The organism is Streptomyces sp. GbtcB6, assembly GCF_019091475.1.
Lineage (GTDB): Bacteria > Actinomycetota > Actinomycetes > Streptomycetales > Streptomycetaceae > Streptomyces > Streptomyces hyaluromycini.
This window is the reverse complement of sequence record NZ_JAGXJL010000004.1, coordinates 97,714-115,355: the sequence shown is the minus strand read 5'-3', so window position 1 is coordinate 115,355 and position 17,642 is coordinate 97,714. Positions and strand designations below refer to the sequence as shown.

Sequence of the window (17,642 nt, the reverse complement as noted above, 5' to 3'; positions counted from 1 at the left end):
GCGTCACCAGCGGGGTCCGGACGGGCGGGGAGTAGCGTCGGCCGCATGTATGCGATCACGATTCCCGAACCCGGTGGGCCCGAGGCGCTGGTGTGGGACGAGGTTCCCGATCCGGTGCCCGGTGAGGGCGAAGTGCTGGTCGAGGTGGTGGCCAGCGCCGTCAACCGTGCCGACATCCTGCAGCGGCAGGGCAACTACAGCCCGCCGCCGGGCGCCTCCCCGTACCCCGGTCTGGAGTGCTCCGGGCGGATCGCCGCGCTCGGCCCCGGCGTCTCCGGCTGGTCGGTCGGCGACGAGGTGTGCGCACTGCTCGCGGGCGGTGGCTACGCCGAGAAGGTCGCCGTGCCGGCCGGGCAGCTGCTGCCGGTGCCCGAGGGCGTGGACCTGAAGCAGGCCGCCGCGCTGCCCGAGGTGGCCTGCACGGTCTGGTCGAACGTTTTCATGATCGCCCACCTGCGCCCCGGCGAGAACCTTCTCGTGCACGGCGGCTCCAGCGGCATCGGCACCATGGCGATCCAGCTGGGCAAGGCGATCGGCGCCAGGGTCGCGGTCACCGCGGGTACGAAGGAGAAGCTGGACTTCTGCGCCGAGCTGGGCGCGGACATCCTCGTCAACTACCGCGAGCAGGACTTCGTCGCCGAGGTGAAGCAGGCCACCGACGGCGCGGGGGCCGACGTCATCCTCGACAACATGGGCGCCAAGTACCTGGACCGGAACGTGCGGGCGCTCGCGGTCAACGGGCGGCTCGCGATCATCGGTATGCAGGGCGGTGTCAAGGGTGAGCTGAACATCGGTGCGCTGCTCAGCAAGCGGGCCGCGATCACCGCGGCCTCGCTGCGCGCCCGGCCGCTCGCCGAGAAGACGACCATCGTCGCGGCGGTGCAGGAGCATGTGTGGCCGTTGATCGCCCAGGGCCATGTCCGCCCGGTCGTCGACCGGGAACTGCCGATGGCGGACGCGGCACAGGCCCAGCGGGTGGTCGAGGCCAGCGAGCACATCGGCAAGGTTCTGCTGGTCACCCGGTAACGCCCCGTCCCCGGGCTATCCCCGCCGTATCCGCAGGCCGAGGAAGGCGAGGCCGAGCCCGAGGCCGATCAGGACCAGGCCGCTGCCGAGGGGAAGGATGTGCAGCATGGGCTCGGTGTCGTCGTCCTGACCGGTGCCCATGGCCTGGCCGGCGGGGTGCGGCTGGGTCTGGGCCGCGGTGGGGGCCAGGACGGCCTCCCGGGGCGGCTGTGTGGAGGTCCCCGCTGGGCTTTCGGCTCCGCTGAACGCAGGCTCTGTCGCCGTCCCCTCGTCGTCGGGGTCGTCGGCGTCCTGGCTCTCGACCTTCGTCGCCGGTCCCTGGGGCCGCCCCGGTCGCATCCGGCCCTCACCGGCCAGCGTGCCGGCCAGCGAGGGCTCGGGGGTGGCCGAGGCGCTGGCGGAGTCCGAGGGCAGTGGCTCGGGGTCGTACGCGACAGCGGTGTCGCACGGCAGCAGGACCGCCGCGAGGACGAGCAGGAGACGGACGGGCAGCAGACGGAGGGGCGGCAGACGGCCGGGGAGCAGACGGCCGGGCACGAGCCGTCCGCCGCCGAGGGACCGTTCGCGCGCCGCGGGCGGCCGGGTACCGGCGCGGGGGAGTCGCAGCCTTGGAGTCACGTCGGTGACCTCCTGGAGCACAGTCGTCGTCAGGCCGACGCACACCAGCCTCACATTCGATGGCAAACCCGGCATTTCTGATTCGACCGATGGGGCTACGGCCGGTCCGGGCCGGATCCGAAAGGTGGATCAGCCCCCATGGGGGGCACCACGGTGGTGAGGTGTACGGGTGCGAGAGAATGGCGGCATGGAGATGCCGAGGAACGAACGGTCGCCCGAGAATCCGCAGATCCTGGTCGTGGGCCAGGACGGGATGGCACTCGGCGGCGGCAACGGGGACGAGGACTCCCGCGAGATCCCGGTGACGGAGATGGTGGAGCAGCCTGCCAAGGTCATGCGGATCGGCAGCATGATCAAGCAGCTCCTGGAGGAGGTGCGCGCGGCTCCCCTCGACGAGGCCAGCCGGGTCCGGCTCAAGGAGATCCACGCCAGCTCCGTGAAGGAGCTGGAGGACGGCCTGGCACCGGAGCTGGTGGAGGAGCTGGAGCGGCTGTCCCTGCCGTTCACCGAGAACTCGACTCCCTCCGACGCGGAACTGCGTATCGCGCAGGCTCAGTTGGTGGGCTGGCTGGAGGGACTGTTCCACGGGATCCAGACCACTCTGTTCGCCCAGCAGATGGCCGCCCGGGCCCAGCTGGAGCAGATGCGGCGCGCGCTGCCGCCGGGCGTCGGCCACGAGGGCGAGGAGCACGGCCCGGCCGGCCGCTCCGGCGGGCCGTATCTCTAGACACCCCTGAGACTTCCGAGACGGCGAAGGGCCCGGCGTACGACCAGCCGGGCCCTTTCTACTGCGCCTCGCGTTCTGCTGCGCCTCGCGTCAGCCGGTCGCCGGGTTGCCGGTCGACACCTTGAGCTCGATGGTCGGCATGTCCTTCGGGGCGACGTCCGTGCCGGAGGACGGGAACTGCTCCATGATCGTGCCGTCGCCGTACGTGTTCTCGTCCACGGAGACGATCTTCATCTGCCATCCGGCGGCCTGGAAGCACTCCTTGACCGACTTGATGTACTTGAACTTGAAGTCCGGGACCTGGATCTTGTCCGGGTCGTCGTAGGACTCCTGCGGTTCGGTGCACTCGGTCTTCTCGATGGTCTTCGAGGTGTCGGGACCGCGGTAGCCCGACGCGTGCGAGGCCGAGGTGCTCGCGGTGCTGCCACCACTGCCATCGCTGCCGCCGGTGTCGCCATCGCCGCCGGTGTTCAGCGCCAGCGCGACGATCAGGCCGATCACCGCGACCAGGGACACCGCGATCGACCCGATGACCACCGGCCGGTTGCTCTTCCCGCCACCACCACCCGCGCCACCACCGGCACCTCCGGAAGGCGCCTGGGGCGTGATGTTGTACGGGGGCGGCGTCGACGGCGCCGGCTGGGCGTACCCGGCCGGAGTCCGGTACCCCGCCTGCTGCGGATAGCCGTACGCCGGGGCCGGAGTGCCGTACGGGTGCGGAGCCGGGGCCGGGGCCGGTGTCGGCTGGTACGGCGTCTGCAGCGGCCCGGGAGGCGCCGGCGTGGCCTGGCCGACCGGCGGGAACACGGCGGAGCCGACTCCGGCGCCGCTCTGCGTCGGCGGGATGCCCGGGACGATGCTCGGCGCGGCCGGCTGGAGCGAGGCGGCGACCCGCAGGCACTCGTCGCGCATGGACTCGGCGGTCGGGAAGCGCTCGTTCGGGTTCTTCTTCAGCGCGCGGGCGACCAGCGCGTCCACGGCCGGCGGAAGGGCACGGTTGATCGAGGAGGGAGCGACCGGCTCCTCCTGGACGTGCGCGTAGGCGATGGCCAGCGGCGAGTCCGCGTCGAACGGCAGCCGCCCGGTGACCAGCTGGAACAGCATGATGCCGACCGAGTAGAGGTCGGAGCGGGCGTCCACGCCCCGGCCCAGTGCCTGCTCCGGGGAGAGGTACTGCGGGGTGCCGACGACCATGCCGGTCTGGGTCATCGAGGTGACCCCGGACTGCATGGCGCGGGCGATGCCGAAGTCCATCACCTTGACGACCCCGCGCTTGGTCGTCATCACGTTGCCGGGCTTGATGTCGCGGTGGACCAGCCCCATCTCGTGGCTGATCTCCAGCGCGGCCAGCACGTCGGCGGTGATCCTCAGCGCCTTGTCGGCGGGCATCGCGCCGTGCTGCCGTACGTCTTCCTCCAGCACCGAGCCGAGCGGGCGGCCCTCGACGTACTCCATGACGATGTACGGCATCGTCGAGCCGTCCAACTCGTCCTCGCCGGTGTCGAAGACGGAGACGATGTTGGTGTGCGTGAGCTTGGCCACTGCCTGGGCCTCGCGGCGGAAGCGCTCGCGGAAGGCCTGTTCCCGGCCGAGTTCGGTGTGCAGGGTCTTGATCGCGACCTGGCGGTCCAGGACCGCGTCGTACGCCAGGTGCACGGAGGCCATGCCGCCCTCGCCGAGCAGGTCGCGCAGCTGGTAGCGGCCACCGGCCAGAGCCCACCCCGTATAACGGCCGCGTGCGCCGTCCTGGCTCATTTTCCCCGTCCCCCGCCCGGCACTCAGGCACCCTTGTTGATCGAATGTCCCATTCCCGGCCAAGTCTGCCGGAGGGCACTGACACGTCAAGCACGGTGCCCGTTCCGTGACCGTACGCGAAGGAAGAGTCGCGGAAGCGTTACAGCGGCCGTACGTCCGGTACACAGAATTTGCACGAGAGTGCGTGGTACGGGTTTGATGGCCGGTCCGTCCACGGGCCGGATCCCGGACCGACGGGTTGCGCGGAGGCTGTAGCGTGGCCGACGGAGACCGTGACAACACCGCGCGCACCGCGGGCAGAAACGACGGCGAGGACCGATGGCACAGACGCACAGCGCCCAGGGCCCGTCCGACCCCGAGGCGACTGGCGGCGGTATGTCTGACTCGCCTGAGCTGTGGGGCAACGGAGGTCTGGTCGGCGACGGCCGCTACCGGCTGACCCACCGCCTCGGCCGGGGCGGCATGGCCGAGGTGTTCGCGGCCGAGGACGTACGGCTCGGCCGCACCGTGGCCGTGAAGCTGCTCCGCGCCGACCTCGCCGAGGACCCGGTCTCCAAGGCCCGTTTCACGCGCGAGGCCCAGTCGGTCGCCGGGCTCAACCACCATGCGATCGTGGCGGTGTACGACTCCGGCGAGGACGTCGTCGGCGGCCAGTCCGTGCCGTACATCGTGATGGAGCTGGTCGAGGGCCGGACCATCCGTGAGCTGCTGATCGACGCCCAGGCGCCGGGACCCGAGCAGGCCCTGATCATCGTCTCCGGGGTCCTTGAGGCGCTGGCCTACTCGCACCAGCACGGCATCGTGCACCGCGACATCAAGCCCGCCAACGTGATCATCACGCACAACGGCGCCGTCAAGGTGATGGACTTCGGCATCGCCCGCGCCCTGCACGGCGCGTCCACGACGATGACGCAGACCGGCATGGTCATGGGCACGCCCCAGTACCTCTCCCCGGAGCAGGCGCTCGGCAAGGCCGTCGACCACCGCTCCGACCTGTACGCCACCGGCTGCCTGCTCTACGAACTCCTCGCCCTGCGGCCCCCGTTCATCGGCGAGACTCCGCTGGCCGTGGTCTACCAGCACGTCCAGGACATCCCGGTGCCGCCGTCCCAGAGCTCCGAGGGCGCCGCCCCGCCGGAGCTGGACGGCCTGGTCATGCGCTCGCTCGCCAAGGAGCCCGACGACCGCTTCCAGACCGCCGAGGAGATGCGCGGCCTGGTCCAGTACGGCCTGCAGATGCTGTACGACCAGGGCAGCCACACCGGCACCTGGAACACCGGCCCGGTATCCGTGCACGACGGCCGGCACACCCCGGCGGCCGGTTTCGCCGGTACGACCGTGATGCCGCACCCGACGGCCGCCGCCGGGACCACCCAGATCCCGCAGCCGATCCTGCCGGGCGGCTACGGAGGCGGCGACGACGGCGGTTTCGAGGGGCACGGCAACCAGGGCAGCGGCCGCGGCAAGCTCTGGATCCTGGCCGTCCTCGCGGTGATCGCCATCGCGGCGGGTGTCGCCCTGGCGCTGAACAAGGGCGGTGGCGGCGGCGACGGCGGCACCGGTACGACGCAGTCGCCGACCACCTCGCAGACCACCAAGGACGAGACCGCCAGCGCGAGCCCGTCCGACGAGGCCAGCGACACCGCCACGGACACGGAGACCGACACCAGCGGCACGGGCAGCGACGACAACTCCGGCTACACGCCGTCGTCGACCCCGTCGTACACCCCGTCCGAGACGCAGAGCAGCGAGCCGAGCGACGAGCCGAGTGACACGGCGAGCGCCTCGCAGCCGACCGACACCGCGAGCTCGCCGGAGGGACAGCCCTCCGACACGACGGGTACGGACGGCGGCAGCGGCGACGGCGGCAACACCATCGAGGGCACCGGCCTGGGCGGCGGTTGAAGGACAGCGACGCCCTTCGGCTGACCAGCCGCTACCGGCTACCGGTCACTGGCTACCGGCTACCGGCTACTGGACGAAGGCGTCGCACACCGCGTCGTACTCCCGGGTCCACCACACGGCGAGCGCCGAGGCGGCCGGGAACTGGGGGTCCGCGCGGGTGTCGCCGCGCTCGTAGTGCCAGCGCAGCATCCAGAAGTCGTTGAGCCGCTCCCACCACACGCGGTGCACGGCCGCCGCGAGCTCCGAGGGCGTGGCCCCGGCCGCGCGCCGGTACGCGCGCGCGTACGCCCGCACCTTCCGCAGGTCGAGCGCTCCCGCCGAGCGGACGAAGAAGATCACGGCCGCGCGTACGGCCTCCTCCGCGCGGGGCTGCACCCCGAGCCGGTCCCAGTCGACGATCGCGGCGGGCGCGTCGTCCTTGTAGAGCAGGTTGAACGGGTGGAAGTCGCCGTGCACCCAGCCCACCGAGGCGCCGCGCGGGGGGCGCCGGCCGGCGTGCTGCTCCAGAAGCGCACGGCGTTCGAGCAGCCGGTGGCGGGCGAGTTCGTCGAAGGCGTCGGCGGGGCGGTGCCGGCTGACGTGGGCGAGCAGGTCGTCGATGAGCGCGAAGGTGTCGGCGGGGTCGGCGCTCTCGACCGGATGCGGGCTGGTGGCCGGGCGGGTGCGCCCCGTGGGCGGCATCACACACTCCAGGCAGGCGTGCACGGCGCCGAGGAGCGCGCCGAGCCGCGCGCACTCCCCGCGTGTGAGCTGTCCGCCGTGCCGGTGCCGGCCGTCGATCCAGGGGTGCAGCGCGTAGGCGTGGCCGCCCACGACGGCGACCGTACGGCCGTCGCGGTGGGCCAGGGGCGGGGCGACCGGGACGCCGAGGGCCGCCAGTCGCAGGGTGGCCAGATGACGTCGCTCGATGGCGGCCGGGTCGGCGGTGTCCGGGTCGAAGTGGTGCTTCAGGAAGTAGCGGCCGCGGGTGGTGCAGAGGCGGTAGCCGCGGTTGAGCAGGCCCTGTTCGACAGGCTCGCAGGCGAGCGCGGAACCGGCGGCGTACAGCCGGAGCAGGGGGCCCAGAGGGGGCGCGTGGGGCACGAGGGGTGGTACACATGAGCGCGGCACGCGCCAGATGCTAGGGCAAGCGTCAGCCCTGTGAGCTGGGCGTTATCACAGGCAGTCGTCAATGGTCGCTTTCGGTCACGTGGTGAACCGTGGCGAATGCAAGTGCGAAAGATGCGCCCCGGGGGTGTGCCGCGAGGCGTAGGGTCACGGCGCCGCGCTCGGTGCCCGGCGAGCGGATCGGGCGCCTCGATGTCTTCCCGTGGCCCTGGGCGGCGGGATAACGTGCCGTTGCTCCGGCCTCCTGCAAGGCTCTGACCAGCGACCTTCCGGCCCGCGTCGATTTACTAGGAAACCCAAGCAAAAAGTACTTGGATTTCCAAGCAAAAACGCAGGTCAGGAGGGGTTTCACAGAAATGTGGAGCACTGGGTAACGTGCTTGTTGCAGGGCGCTCGCCGGGGCACCTGTCACGCCTGTTCCCGGCCGAGTGGCACACACCCCGTGCCACGGGTGTCGGAAGCAGGTGAGCCGCACTGGTTCACCCGGCAACCCCGGGGGCCGGACCGACGGAGGAGCACACGTGACCGTGGACAGCAGTGCCGCGAGCGAACCGCGACGCAGCGCCGCAGGCAAAGCCGGTACCACCGGCAGCAAGGCCGGCACCAAGCGCACCACTCGCACCACCAGTCGCACCACCACCAGCACCGCCTCTCGCACCACCACACGCAGCACCACGAAGAAGAGCACCGATCCCGAACTCGTCCAGCTGCTGACCCCCGAGGGCAAGCGGGTCAAGAACGCCGAGTACGACGCGTACGTCGCCGGGATCACCCCCGAGGAGCTGCGCGGCCTGTACCGCGACATGGTGCTCACCCGCCGCTTCGACGCCGAGGCCACCGCCCTGCAGCGCCAGGGCGAGCTGGGCCTGTGGGCGTCCCTGCTCGGCCAGGAGGCCGCCCAGATCGGCTCCGGGCGCGCCACCCGCGAGGACGACTACGTCTTCCCGACCTACCGCGAGCACGGCGTCGCCTGGTGCCGCGGGGTCGACCCGACCAACCTGCTGGGCATGTTCCGCGGCGTCAACCACGGCGGCTGGGACCCCAACAGCAACAACTTCCACCTCTACACGATCGTCATCGGCTCCCAGACGCTGCACGCCACCGGCTACGCGATGGGCATCGCCAAGGACGGCGCGGACAGCGCGGTGATCGCCTACTTCGGCGACGGCGCCTCCAGCCAGGGCGACGTCGCCGAATCGTTCACCTTCTCCGCGGTCTACAACGCCCCGGTCGTGTTCTTCTGCCAGAACAACCAGTGGGCGATCTCCGAACCCACCGAGAAGCAGACCCGCGTCCCGCTCTACCAGCGCGCCCAGGGCTTCGGCTTCCCCGGCGTCCGGGTCGACGGCAACGACGTGCTGGCCTGCCTCGCGGTCACCAAGTGGGCGCTGGAGCGTGCCCGCAGCGGCGAGGGCCCGACGCTCGTCGAGGCGTACACCTACCGGATGGGCGCCCACACCACCTCCGACGACCCGACCAAGTACCGGGCCGACGAGGAGCGCGAGGCCTGGGAGGCGAAGGACCCGATCCTGCGCCTTCGCCGGTACCTGGAGGCCTCAAACCACGCGGACGAGGGATTTTTCGCGGAACTCGAAGCCGAGTCCGAGGCGTTGGGCAGGCGAGTGCGCGAAGCGGTACGGGCCATGCCGGACCCGGACAACTTCGCCGTCTTCGAGAACGTGTACGCGGACGGGCATGCGCTCGTCGACGAGGAGCGAGCCCAGTTCGCCGCCTACCAGGCGTCGTTCGCGGACGTAGAGGGGGTCTGACCATGGCAGCGGAAAAGATGGCTCTGGCCAAGGCGATCAACGAGTCGCTGCGCCGCGCGCTGGATTCGGACCCCAAGGTCCTCATCATGGGCGAGGACGTCGGCAAGCTCGGCGGCGTCTTCCGGGTCACCGACGGCCTGCAGAAGGACTTCGGCGAGAGCCGCGTCATCGACACCCCCCTCGCGGAGTCCGGCATCGTCGGCACCGCGATCGGCCTCGCGCTGCGCGGCTACCGCCCGGTGGTGGAGATCCAGTTCGACGGCTTCGTCTTCCCGGCGTACGACCAGATCGTCACCCAGCTCGCCAAGATGCACGCCCGCTCGCTGGGCAAGGTCAAGATGCCGGTCGTCGTCCGCATCCCCTACGGCGGCGGCATCGGCGCGGTCGAGCACCACTCCGAGTCCCCGGAGGCGCTGTTCGCGCACGTGGCGGGCCTGAAGATCGTCTCCCCCTCCAACTCCTCGGACGCGTACTGGATGATGCAGCAGGCCATCCAGAGCGACGACCCGGTGATCTTCTTCGAGCCCAAGCGCCGCTACTGGGACAAGGGCGAGGTCAACACCGAGGCCATCCCCGGCCCGCTCCACAAGGCCCGCGTGGTCCGCGAGGGCACCGACCTGACCCTCGTCGCCTACGGCCCGATGGTGAAGCTCTGCCAGGAGGCCGCCGACGCGGCCGCCGAGGAGGGCAAGTCGCTGGAGGTCCTGGACCTGCGGTCCGTCTCCCCGATGGACTTCGACTCGATCCAGGCCTCGGTGGAGAAGACCCGCCGGCTGGTCGTGGTCCACGAGGCGCCGGTGTTCTTCGGTTCGGGCGCGGAGATCGCCGCGCGCATCACCGAGCGCTGCTTCTACCACCTGGAGGCCCCGGTCCTCAGGGTCGGCGGCTACCACGCCCCCTACCCGCCGGCCCGCCTGGAGGAGGAGTACCTTCCGGGCCTTGACCGGGTGCTCGACGCCGTCGACCGTGCCCTGGCGTACTGAGGAGAGGGTCGTGACGACGATGACGGAAGCGTCCGTACGCGAGTTCAAGATGCCGGACGTGGGCGAGGGGCTCACCGAGGCCGAGATCCTCAAGTGGTACGTCCAGCCCGGCGACACGGTCACCGACGGCCAGGTGGTGTGCGAGGTCGAGACGGCGAAGGCGGCCGTCGAACTTCCCATCCCCTACGACGGCGTGGTCCGCGAGCTGCGCTTCGCCGAGGGCACCACGGTGGATGTGGGCACGGCGATCATCGCGGTGGACGTGGCGGGCGGGGCGGCCGCTGCCGCGGCTCCCGCGGCTGCCGTGGAGGAGTCCGCGCCGGCTCCGGAGCCGGAGGAGAAGCCGCAGGGCCGCCAGCCGGTCCTCGTCGGCTACGGCGTGGCGGCCTCCTCCACCAAGCGCCGCCCGCGCAAGGGCCCGGAGGCCACGGTCGCCGAGGCGACGGTCCGGTCCGCCGTCCAGCAGGAGCTGAACGGCCACGGTCCTGCTCCGGTTTCCACCCCCGCTCCCGTTCCCGTTCCCGCTCCGGCCCCCGCCCCGGCCGCGGAGGATCGCCCCCGCCCGCTGGCGAAGCCGCCGGTGCGCAAGCTGGCGAAGGACCTGGGCGTCGACCTGGCCACGGTGACCCCGTCCGGCCCGGACGGCGTCATCACGCGCGAGGACGTGCACGCGGCGGTGACGGCGGCGACGGCCGTACCAACGGCGGCGGCGCCGCAGCCGGCGGCCCCCGCGACCGCCGTGACCCCCGCGGCCCCTGCCGCCTCCTACGACACCGCCCGCGAGACGCGTGTCCCCATCAAGGGTGTCCGCAAGGCGACGGCGGCGGCGATGGTGGGTTCGGCGTTCACGGCGCCGCATGTCACGGAGTTCGTGACGGTGGACGTGACGCGCACGATGAAGCTGGTGGAGGAGCTGAAGCAGGACAAGGACCTGCAGGGCCTCCGGGTCAACCCGCTCCTCCTCATCGCCAAGGCCCTGCTGGTCGCGATCAGGCGCAACCCGGACATCAACGCGTCCTGGGACGAGGCGAACCAGGAGATCGTGCTCAAGCACTACGTCAACCTGGGCATCGCCGCGGCCACCCCGCGCGGCCTGATCGTGCCGAACATCAAGGACGCCCACGCGAAGACGCTTCCGCAACTGGCGGAGGCGCTCGGTGAGCTGGTCGGCACGGCCAGGGACGGCAAGACGTCACCCGCCGCGATGCAGGGCGGCACGGTGACCATCACCAACGTCGGCGTCTTCGGCATCGACACGGGCACGCCGATCCTCAACCCGGGCGAGGCGGCGATCCTGGCGGTCGGCGCGATCAAGCTCCAGCCGTGGGTCCACAAGGGCAAGGTGAAGCCGCGTCAGGTCACCACGCTGGCGCTGAGCTTCGACCACCGTCTGGTGGACGGCGAGCTGGGCTCGAAGGTCCTGGCGGACATCGCGGCGGTCCTGGAACAGCCGAAGCGGCTGATTACCTGGGGCTGAGGTCGGATAGGTTGAGAGAGTGGGCGGCCGCAACTTCGGATTGCGACCGCCCACTCTTCTCATCGAGTCTCAGGCCTGGTTGAGCACGTAGACCGGTGCCTCGCCCTGCGGACCGCCTCGCGGGCGGATACAGGCGTACTGGCGCAGCAACCGGAGGCACTCGCCGACCCGGTGCGCGGTCAGGCCGGTTCGGGCCGCGATCGATTCGACGGGCTCGCGCAGCTCGCCCTTCTCGACGAGGACTGGGATGATGACGACGGCCACGGGCCAGACGTCACCGATCTCGGGCACACGTTGCCTCCACGTGGCCAGCACGGATCCAACGGTGGGCTGAACATGGTGGCTACCGCCGGGTACCAGAGCGTCGGAGACCAGGCCATCAAACTGGTCGGTGATGCGCTCCATCAACTGCGCCAGGTCCTCTTGCGTGGCCAGCATCTCCCGCTGTAGATCCAGCATCTCCTTCTGCCGCGCGAGCGATTCACACCAGCTGTCCGCCAACTTCCCGCCGGCGTCAAGGCTGTGGGCCTCAAGCCGGACGATGGCCTCCGTCACCGGCTGCGGCACGGCATACGCGACGGTTGTGCCCGGGTCGGTCGGCTGCACCTCGGCCGCTTCGAGTGTGTAGGAACCTGCCTCGTGAACCTTCGCGATGATCTCGGCGGCCCACTGTTTGAAGGGGGCTGCGGCGGGCTTGGTGCAGGCGAGGACGAGGATGAGCAAGCCCCGGAGATCGATGAGTTGTAGGTCCCGGCGCCACCTTCTACCTGCGGGAACGCTGAGACCGTAAGCGCTGCTGACGCTCTCGAGAGTGCCTCGGCGCTGGTTGGGCACGTGATCTGCAAGGGCCTTGTGCGTGTTGCTGAGCCCCAACTCCTTGCAGACAGCCACTGCCGGGAACCAGTGGATTCCGTCGGGCATGGTCAACCGAGGAACGCGCGCCCCTGTGGCCGCGTACACCAAATCGTCGATGCTGATGGCGTCGTGCCGGTCGTCGGGCTGGCGTTTTCCGGGTTCATTCATGTGAACCACCTCCGCTGCGGAACCTAGGGCGGAGAAAATCGAATATGCCAGTCAAATACCTTGATGTTCACGATTGCGAGGGAAGGGCGGGAGTTCTGCTGCGTGAGGTCGTTCGGGTATGGCAAAAGGCCCACCGCATGGGGTGCGGCGGGCCTTCGTCGGCTCAGTGCGAGTCGGGTCAGATCGTCGAGAAGCCGTAGTTCAGGAGCTTCGTCGCGTCCGTCGCGCGCTGGGTGATCGAGGAGGAGGCGAGGACGGTGCCGATGACCGTCTTGCCGTTGCGGGTCGCGGCGAAGACCAGGCAGTACTTGGCCTCGGGGCCGGAGCCGGTCTTGATGCCGATGGCGCCGCTGTAGCTGCTGAGCAGCGTGTTGGTGTTGGTCCAGGCACCCATGGTGCGGGTGGAACCGGTCTTGGTGATCGTCTTCGCCGTGTAGCTCTTCGTCTTGACGACCGTGCGGAACGTGGCGTTCTTCATCGCGCTGCTGGCGATCTTCGTCAGGTCGCGCGGCGTCGAGTAGTTGTTGCCGTTGCCGATGCCGTCGAAGGAGTCGAAGTGGGTGTGCGTCAGACCCAGGTTCTTCGCGGCGGTGTTCATCTTGGCGATGAAGTTGGCGACCCGCTTGGCGCGGGTGGTGCCGGTGCCGTACGTGTCCGCGAGCGCGTAGGCGGCGTCGCAGCCGGAGGGCAGCATCAGCCCGTACATCAGCTGGCGGACGGTGACCTTGTCGCCGACGATCAGGTGCGCCTGGGAGGCGTTGTTGGCGACGACGTAGTCGCTGTACACCTTCTGGATCGTGACCTTCTTGTCGAGGTTCAGGTTCGACTGCGCGAGCACGACCTTCGCGGTCATGATCTTCGTGGTGGAGCCGGTGGACAGCTCGGTGTCCGCCTTCTTCGTGTACAGCGTCTTGGCGTTCGCGTTGTTCATGACGTAGCCGCCCTTGGCCACGATCGTGGGCGCGGTGACGGCCTGCGCGGGAGCCGCGGTGAGGGCGCCGGTCGCGAGCATCGCGCCGGACGTGACGGCGACGGCGACGGCCCTGCGGAAGCTGGTGCCCTTAATACCGGTAATCAACTGAAATACCCCGAGTCGAGTCGAGTCGTAATGCCCCTGGCATGCGGCCGAGTTGGGGGTGCCAAAGCGGGTGGGGCCGCACGTGTGTGACACGTAAGTAGCACAGATGGTTGTGCGGTTGCTGAGGGCGATTTACATCACGTCCGGATGGTGGACGAACGGGCTCCTTGCGTACGTGTTGTATCTAAGCTGTGGGCATGAGCCTGGCCGTCAAGCAGCCCCCCGCCGCCGACCGTGTGTACTCCCATGTCAAGCAAGGCGTCCTGGACCGTCATTACGAAGGCGGCACGCTTCTCACCGAGGGCGAGCTGGCCGAGGCCGTCGGGGTCTCCCGCACCCCCGTCCGCGAGGCGCTGCTGCGCCTGGAGGCCGAAGGCCTGATCAAGCTCTACCCGAAGAAGGGCGCCATGGTGCTGCCCGTCTCCGCGCAGGAGATCGCGGACGTGGTGGAGACCCGGATGCTGGTGGAGGAGCACGCGGTGCGCAAGGCCGTACCGGCGTCGGCGGCGCTCGTGACCCGGCTTCAGGAACTGCTCGACCGGCAGAAGGCCGAGGCCGCCGCCGGTGACCTGGCCGCCGCGGCCGTCACGGACCGCTGCTTCCACGCCGCGATCGTCCGCGACGGCGGCAACGAGATTCTCTCCCGCCTCTACGACCAGCTGCGCGACCGCCAGCTGCGGATGGGCGTCGCCATCATGCACGCGCACCCCGACCGCATCGCCAAGTCGCTGACCGAGCACGAGGAGATCCTGGACGCGCTGCGCGCGGGGGATGCTGATCGCGCGGTCGACCTTGTGCACCGGCACGTGGACTGGTTCGCGCACCTGGCGCGGGGTGAGGTCCGATGAGCCGCGGCAGCGCGTCGCTGCCCGGTGATCCGCCGGGCGGCCGCCGGGCCGTCGCCGTCTGGTGCATAGGCGTCTCGGTCTACTTCGTCGCCGTCATCTTCCGTACGTCCCTGGGGGTCGCCGGTCTCGACGCCGCCGACCGCTTCCACGTGGGTGCCTCGGCCCTGTCCACGTTCTCGATCCTCCAGCTGCTGGTCTACGCCGGCATGCAGATACCCGTCGGCCTGCTGGTCGACCGCCTCGGCACGAAGAAGATGCTGTCCATCGGCGCGGTGCTGTTCACCGCCGGACAGGTGGGCTTCGCCTTCTCCCCGTCGTACGGCACCGCGCTCGCCTCGCGTGCGCTGCTCGGCTGCGGTGACGCGATGACGTTCATCAGCGTGCTGCGGCTCGGCACCCGCTGGTTCCCGGCCCGGCGCAGCCCGCTCGTCGCCCAGCTCGCCGGTCTGGCCGGCATGGCCGGCAACCTCGTCTCCACGCTGGTCCTGGCCCGGCTGCTGCACGGCATCGGCTGGACCCCGGCGTTCGCGGGCAGCGCCCTGGCCGGTGCGGTCGTCCTGGTCCTCGTCCTGTTCTTCCTGCAGGACCACCCCGAGGGCTACGAGCCCGAGCCCTTCCCGCACCAGGGAGCGGCGTACGTACGGAAGCAGATCGCCGCGTCCTGGCGGGAGCCGGGGACCCGGCTGGGTCTGTGGGTGCACTTCACCACCCAGTTCCCGGCGATGGTGTTCCTGCTGCTGTGGGGGCTGCCGTTCCTTGTCCAGGCGCAGGGGCTGTCCCGCGCCACGGCCGGTGAGCTGCTGACCCTGGTCGTCCTCTGCAACATGGTGGTCGGCCTCGTCTACGGCCAGATCGTCGCCCGGCACCACACGGCGCGGCTGCCGCTGGCGCTGGGCACGGTCGGGGCGACGGCCGTGGTGTGGGCGGCGACGCTGGTGTATCCGGCCGACCATGCGCCGATGTGGCTGCTGGTGGTGCTGTGCGCGGTGCTGGGGGCGTGCGGGCCGGCATCGATGATCGGCTTCGACTTCGCGCGTCCCGCGAACCCGCCCGAGCGGCAGGGGACCGCGTCCGGGATCACCAACATGGGTGGTTTCACGGCCTCGATGACGACGTTGTTCGTGGTGGGTGTGCTGCTGGACGCCACCGGCGACAACTACACGGTGGCCTTCTCGTGCGTGTTCGTGCTGCAGGCGGTGGGGGTGAGCCAGATTCTGCGGTTGCGGGGGCGGGCGGTTCGGCGGGAGCGGGAGCGGTTGGTGGCGAGCCGGGTGGAGACGGTGCACGTGCCTGCGTGAATTGTTTGCCCACCTGCGCACCACCCGTTCACCGTCGGCAGAGAGGCCGGGCGACCTGTGGGGGCGATCGCCGTCGGCGGCTTTCCGAGCGTGCGACGCGGTCAGTCGGCCGCCGGTGCAGCGGTCGGTCGGTCGTTGGCGCAGCGGTTCAGCGGTCGGTTGGTGGTTGGTGTAGCGGGTCAGCGGGCCGTCGGTGCAGCGGTCGGCGCAGCGATTGCAGCGGTCAGTCGGGCGGCGGATCGAGTGGGGCGGTCAGCGTGCTGTCGGGACGAGGGTCAGGTAGGCCAGGCCCAGGGTGCCCCGGTATGTCAGCCAGGACGCGCGGTGGGAGTCGAGGTGTTCGCGGGTCTCCGCTGCCAGGGGGTGGTCGGGGTTGGACGCCAGCCACAGTTCCTTGTCCGCCTGATACGCCGACTCGAACTCCTCCCACTCGTCGAGGTTCGCCGTCTCGATCCACTCCGGACGGAAGCCGGCGGACACCGTCAGGTCGACCAGGGTGGCCAGGTCGTGGTGGTCGGCGGCCGAGGCGCCCGGCCACATCCCGGCCAGCTCCGCCTCGGTCGGGGTGCGCTGCCAGAAGCCCTCGCCGAGCAGGACGCGCCCGCCGTCGGCCACCAGCCGCCGCAGCTCCCGCAGGGCAGGCACGAGGTCGTCGCTCAGCGCCTGGCTCGCCCCGAGGCACAGCACCACGTCGGCCGGGCCCCGGCCGGTGCCCACCGCCGACTCCTCGGCGAACTCCACCCGGTCGGCCAGCCCCCGCGCCCCGGCGGCACGCCGCCCCCGCTCCAGGTCCGCCGCGTTCACGTCCACCCCGACGCCGTGCGCCCGCGGCACGGCTGCCAGCAGCCGGAGCATCAGCTCGCCCCAGCCGCAGCCGATGTCGAGCACGGTGGCAGGAAGGGGCGCGGCGAGGCGGCCCACCATCGCGGCGGCGCGGGGCTCGGAGAGCGGGCCGTGGAAGGTGAGCCGGGCGAGGCGGGGCGGGAGGCCGTCCTGCGGTGTGGTGGCTGTGGTCATGCCGGGAAAGATAGGTCGCGACGGCCGCCGCAGGGCACCGAATTATTACCGGCGCAGCCTCATCCCGGCCACCGGGGTATCTCTATCCCACTTCTTACTGCGTGACCGCGAAATTGCGCAGGATCGCCGTCGTCAGTTCCTGGTCGCCCTCCGCCTTCACCCGGTCCGCGACCGCGTCCGGGGTGGTGCGGCCGCAGGCCAGGCGGACGTAGGTCTCCCAGTCGAGGGTGAAGATGGCGGCGGGGCCGAGCGCCGGGGTGGCCTCCAGGGTGCCGCGGCCCTGGATGTCGATGCGGATCGTGCGCAGGAACTCGATCGGCCCGTGCACGTCGAAGATGACGGCCGAACTGCGCGGCGCGTCGGCGTCCTTGGCGACCACCCGGGGCAGCTCGCCGAGCAGCACGTCCCGGGCGATCTGCGCGCCGGGCGAGTCGAGGTTGCCCGGCCGTCCCAGCGCCGCCCGCAGGTCCTGCTCGTGCACCCACACGTTGAACGCGTGGTTGCGCATGGCCTTTTCGAGGGTGATCTCCTTGCTCATCGGCCCGCGCACGAGGTGCCCCGGCTCCCGCGACTCGTTGCGCAGCTGGCGGTTGCGGCGGATGACCGTGTACTCCAGCTCCGAGGTCATCTCCGGCGCCGTGTGGTGGCGTCGTACGTCGACCTGCATCTCCATGTAGCGCTGGGCCTCGTTGGTGACGTGGTAGAGGTCGCGCGGCAGGGTGTGGATGGGGCGCGGGTCGCCGAGCATCTCGCAGTCCAGGCCGATGACGTGGGAGACCACGTCCCGCACCGACCAGCCCGGGCACGGTGTCCGCCGGTTCCACTCGCCCTCGACAAGCGGCGTCACCAGCTCGGATATCGCTTCGATGGAGTGGGTCCACGCGTCGGCGTAGGGCTGGAGGGTGGGATGCAGACTCACGGAACGGGACCCCTCGGCGGTCGGTACTCGGGCAGGTGGTGGCGGCGCTGCCAGTGGGAGGTGGCTGCTGTCGGCGGGTGTCTTGAGACGCT

15 protein-coding genes are annotated in these 17,642 nt (G+C 70.5%); 8 read left to right on the top strand and 7 right to left on the bottom strand.

All coding sequences use genetic code 11. The features are described from left to right. Positions 1 to 45 precede the first annotated feature (45 nt). A complete protein-coding gene (locus KVT45_RS08410) occupies positions 46 to 1,026 on the top strand; it encodes an NAD(P)H-quinone oxidoreductase (RefSeq protein WP_217545889.1) in 981 nt (326 codons plus the stop codon). A 15-nt stretch (positions 1,027 to 1,041) separates the two neighbouring features. Here KVT45_RS08410 and KVT45_RS08405 read toward each other — a convergent pair whose 3' ends face one another. Further along, positions 1,042 to 1,710 (bottom strand): hypothetical protein, encoded by a 669-nt coding sequence (locus tag KVT45_RS08405; RefSeq protein ID WP_254646479.1) that lies wholly within the window; start codon positions 1,708 to 1,710, stop codon positions 1,042 to 1,044. A gap of 121 nt (positions 1,711 to 1,831) precedes the next feature. Here KVT45_RS08405 and KVT45_RS08400 point away from each other — a divergent pair, with 121 nt between their 5' ends. Continuing rightward, entirely contained in the window at positions 1,832 to 2,371 is a 540-nt protein-coding gene (locus KVT45_RS08400; RefSeq protein ID WP_181808180.1) for a bacterial proteasome activator family protein, read from the top strand. Positions 2,372 to 2,461: 90 nt separating this feature from the next. Here the strand turns inward: KVT45_RS08400 and KVT45_RS08395 are convergent, their stop codons facing one another. Beyond that, the gene (locus tag KVT45_RS08395) at positions 2,462 to 4,126 is read right to left on the bottom strand and encodes a protein kinase (RefSeq protein ID WP_217545888.1); all 1,665 of its coding nucleotides are present in this window, start codon (positions 4,124 to 4,126) and stop codon (positions 2,462 to 2,464) included. Between the two features lie 318 nt (positions 4,127 to 4,444). Between KVT45_RS08395 and KVT45_RS08390 the strand changes: the two genes are divergently transcribed. Continuing rightward, positions 4,445 to 6,031, top strand: coding sequence for a protein kinase (locus KVT45_RS08390; protein ID WP_217545887.1), 1,587 nt, complete (start codon positions 4,445 to 4,447; stop codon positions 6,029 to 6,031). A gap of 66 nt (positions 6,032 to 6,097) precedes the next feature. On the opposite strand, the gene KVT45_RS08385 is transcribed toward KVT45_RS08390, so the two are convergent. After that, the gene (locus KVT45_RS08385; RefSeq protein WP_217545886.1) at positions 6,098 to 7,114 is read right to left on the bottom strand and encodes a phosphotransferase; all 1,017 of its coding nucleotides are present in this window, start codon (positions 7,112 to 7,114) and stop codon (positions 6,098 to 6,100) included. 545 nt (positions 7,115 to 7,659) lie between these two features. On the opposite strand from KVT45_RS08385, the gene pdhA reads away from it, so the two are divergent. From pdhA to KVT45_RS08370, 3 genes are read left to right on the top strand one after another with little or no spacing between them, the layout of a single operon-like run. Then, positions 7,660 to 8,907 (top strand): pyruvate dehydrogenase (acetyl-transferring) E1 component subunit alpha, encoded by a 1,248-nt coding sequence (gene pdhA, locus KVT45_RS08380; RefSeq protein WP_217545885.1) that lies wholly within the window; start codon positions 7,660 to 7,662, stop codon positions 8,905 to 8,907. 2 nt (positions 8,908 to 8,909) lie between these two features. Next, entirely contained in the window at positions 8,910 to 9,890 is a 981-nt protein-coding gene (locus tag KVT45_RS08375; protein ID WP_217545884.1) for an alpha-ketoacid dehydrogenase subunit beta, read from the top strand. Between the two features lie 10 nt (positions 9,891 to 9,900). After that, positions 9,901 to 11,367: a dihydrolipoamide acetyltransferase family protein gene (locus KVT45_RS08370; protein WP_217545883.1), complete on the top strand. Its 1,467-nt coding sequence runs from the start codon at positions 9,901 to 9,903 to the stop codon at positions 11,365 to 11,367. A gap of 69 nt (positions 11,368 to 11,436) precedes the next feature. On the opposite strand, the gene KVT45_RS08365 is transcribed toward KVT45_RS08370, so the two are convergent. Then, positions 11,437 to 12,390, bottom strand: coding sequence for a Bro-N domain-containing protein (locus KVT45_RS08365; RefSeq protein WP_217545882.1), 954 nt, complete (start codon positions 12,388 to 12,390; stop codon positions 11,437 to 11,439). A gap of 178 nt (positions 12,391 to 12,568) precedes the next feature. Continuing rightward, the gene (locus tag KVT45_RS08360; RefSeq protein ID WP_217545881.1) at positions 12,569 to 13,468 is read right to left on the bottom strand and encodes a D-alanyl-D-alanine carboxypeptidase family protein; all 900 of its coding nucleotides are present in this window, start codon (positions 13,466 to 13,468) and stop codon (positions 12,569 to 12,571) included. A 197-nt stretch (positions 13,469 to 13,665) separates the two neighbouring features. Here KVT45_RS08360 and KVT45_RS08355 point away from each other — a divergent pair, with 197 nt between their 5' ends. Together KVT45_RS08355 and KVT45_RS08350 are read left to right on the top strand one after the other, a co-directional pair. Continuing rightward, positions 13,666 to 14,316, top strand: coding sequence for a GntR family transcriptional regulator (locus tag KVT45_RS08355; RefSeq protein WP_217545880.1), 651 nt, complete (start codon positions 13,666 to 13,668; stop codon positions 14,314 to 14,316). After that, the gene (locus tag KVT45_RS08350) at positions 14,313 to 15,614 is read left to right on the top strand and encodes a nitrate/nitrite transporter (RefSeq protein ID WP_217545879.1); all 1,302 of its coding nucleotides are present in this window, start codon (positions 14,313 to 14,315) and stop codon (positions 15,612 to 15,614) included. Before KVT45_RS08355 ends, KVT45_RS08350 begins: the two co-directional genes overlap by 4 nt. Positions 15,615 to 15,866: 252 nt before the next feature. Here KVT45_RS08350 and KVT45_RS08345 read toward each other — a convergent pair whose 3' ends face one another. Continuing rightward, the gene (locus KVT45_RS08345) at positions 15,867 to 16,631 is read right to left on the bottom strand and encodes a cyclopropane-fatty-acyl-phospholipid synthase family protein (protein ID WP_217545878.1); all 765 of its coding nucleotides are present in this window, start codon (positions 16,629 to 16,631) and stop codon (positions 15,867 to 15,869) included. Positions 16,632 to 16,725: 94 nt separating this feature from the next. Continuing rightward, a complete protein-coding gene (locus KVT45_RS08340; protein ID WP_217545877.1) occupies positions 16,726 to 17,550 on the bottom strand; it encodes a maleylpyruvate isomerase family mycothiol-dependent enzyme in 825 nt (274 codons plus the stop codon). Positions 17,551 to 17,642: the final 92 nt, after the last annotated feature.

Coding starts and splice junctions, on each gene's coding strand:
- KVT45_RS08395 (WP_217545888.1), bottom strand. CDS start 4,126: ATGAGCCAGGACGGCGCACGCGGCCGTTATACGGGGTGGGCTCTGGCC.
- KVT45_RS08375 (WP_217545884.1), top strand. CDS start 8,910: ATGGCAGCGGAAAAGATGGCTCTGGCCAAGGCGATCAACGAGTCGCTG.
- KVT45_RS08355 (WP_217545880.1), top strand. CDS start 13,666: ATGAGCCTGGCCGTCAAGCAGCCCCCCGCCGCCGACCGTGTGTACTCC.
- KVT45_RS08350 (WP_217545879.1), top strand. CDS start 14,313: ATGAGCCGCGGCAGCGCGTCGCTGCCCGGTGATCCGCCGGGCGGCCGC.
- KVT45_RS08410 (WP_217545889.1), top strand. CDS start 46: ATGTATGCGATCACGATTCCCGAACCCGGTGGGCCCGAGGCGCTGGTG.
- KVT45_RS08390 (WP_217545887.1), top strand. CDS start 4,445: ATGGCACAGACGCACAGCGCCCAGGGCCCGTCCGACCCCGAGGCGACT.
- KVT45_RS08345 (WP_217545878.1), bottom strand. CDS start 16,631: ATGACCACAGCCACCACACCGCAGGACGGCCTCCCGCCCCGCCTCGCC.
- KVT45_RS08400 (WP_181808180.1), top strand. CDS start 1,832: ATGGAGATGCCGAGGAACGAACGGTCGCCCGAGAATCCGCAGATCCTG.
- KVT45_RS08365 (WP_217545882.1), bottom strand. CDS start 12,390: ATGAATGAACCCGGAAAACGCCAGCCCGACGACCGGCACGACGCCATC.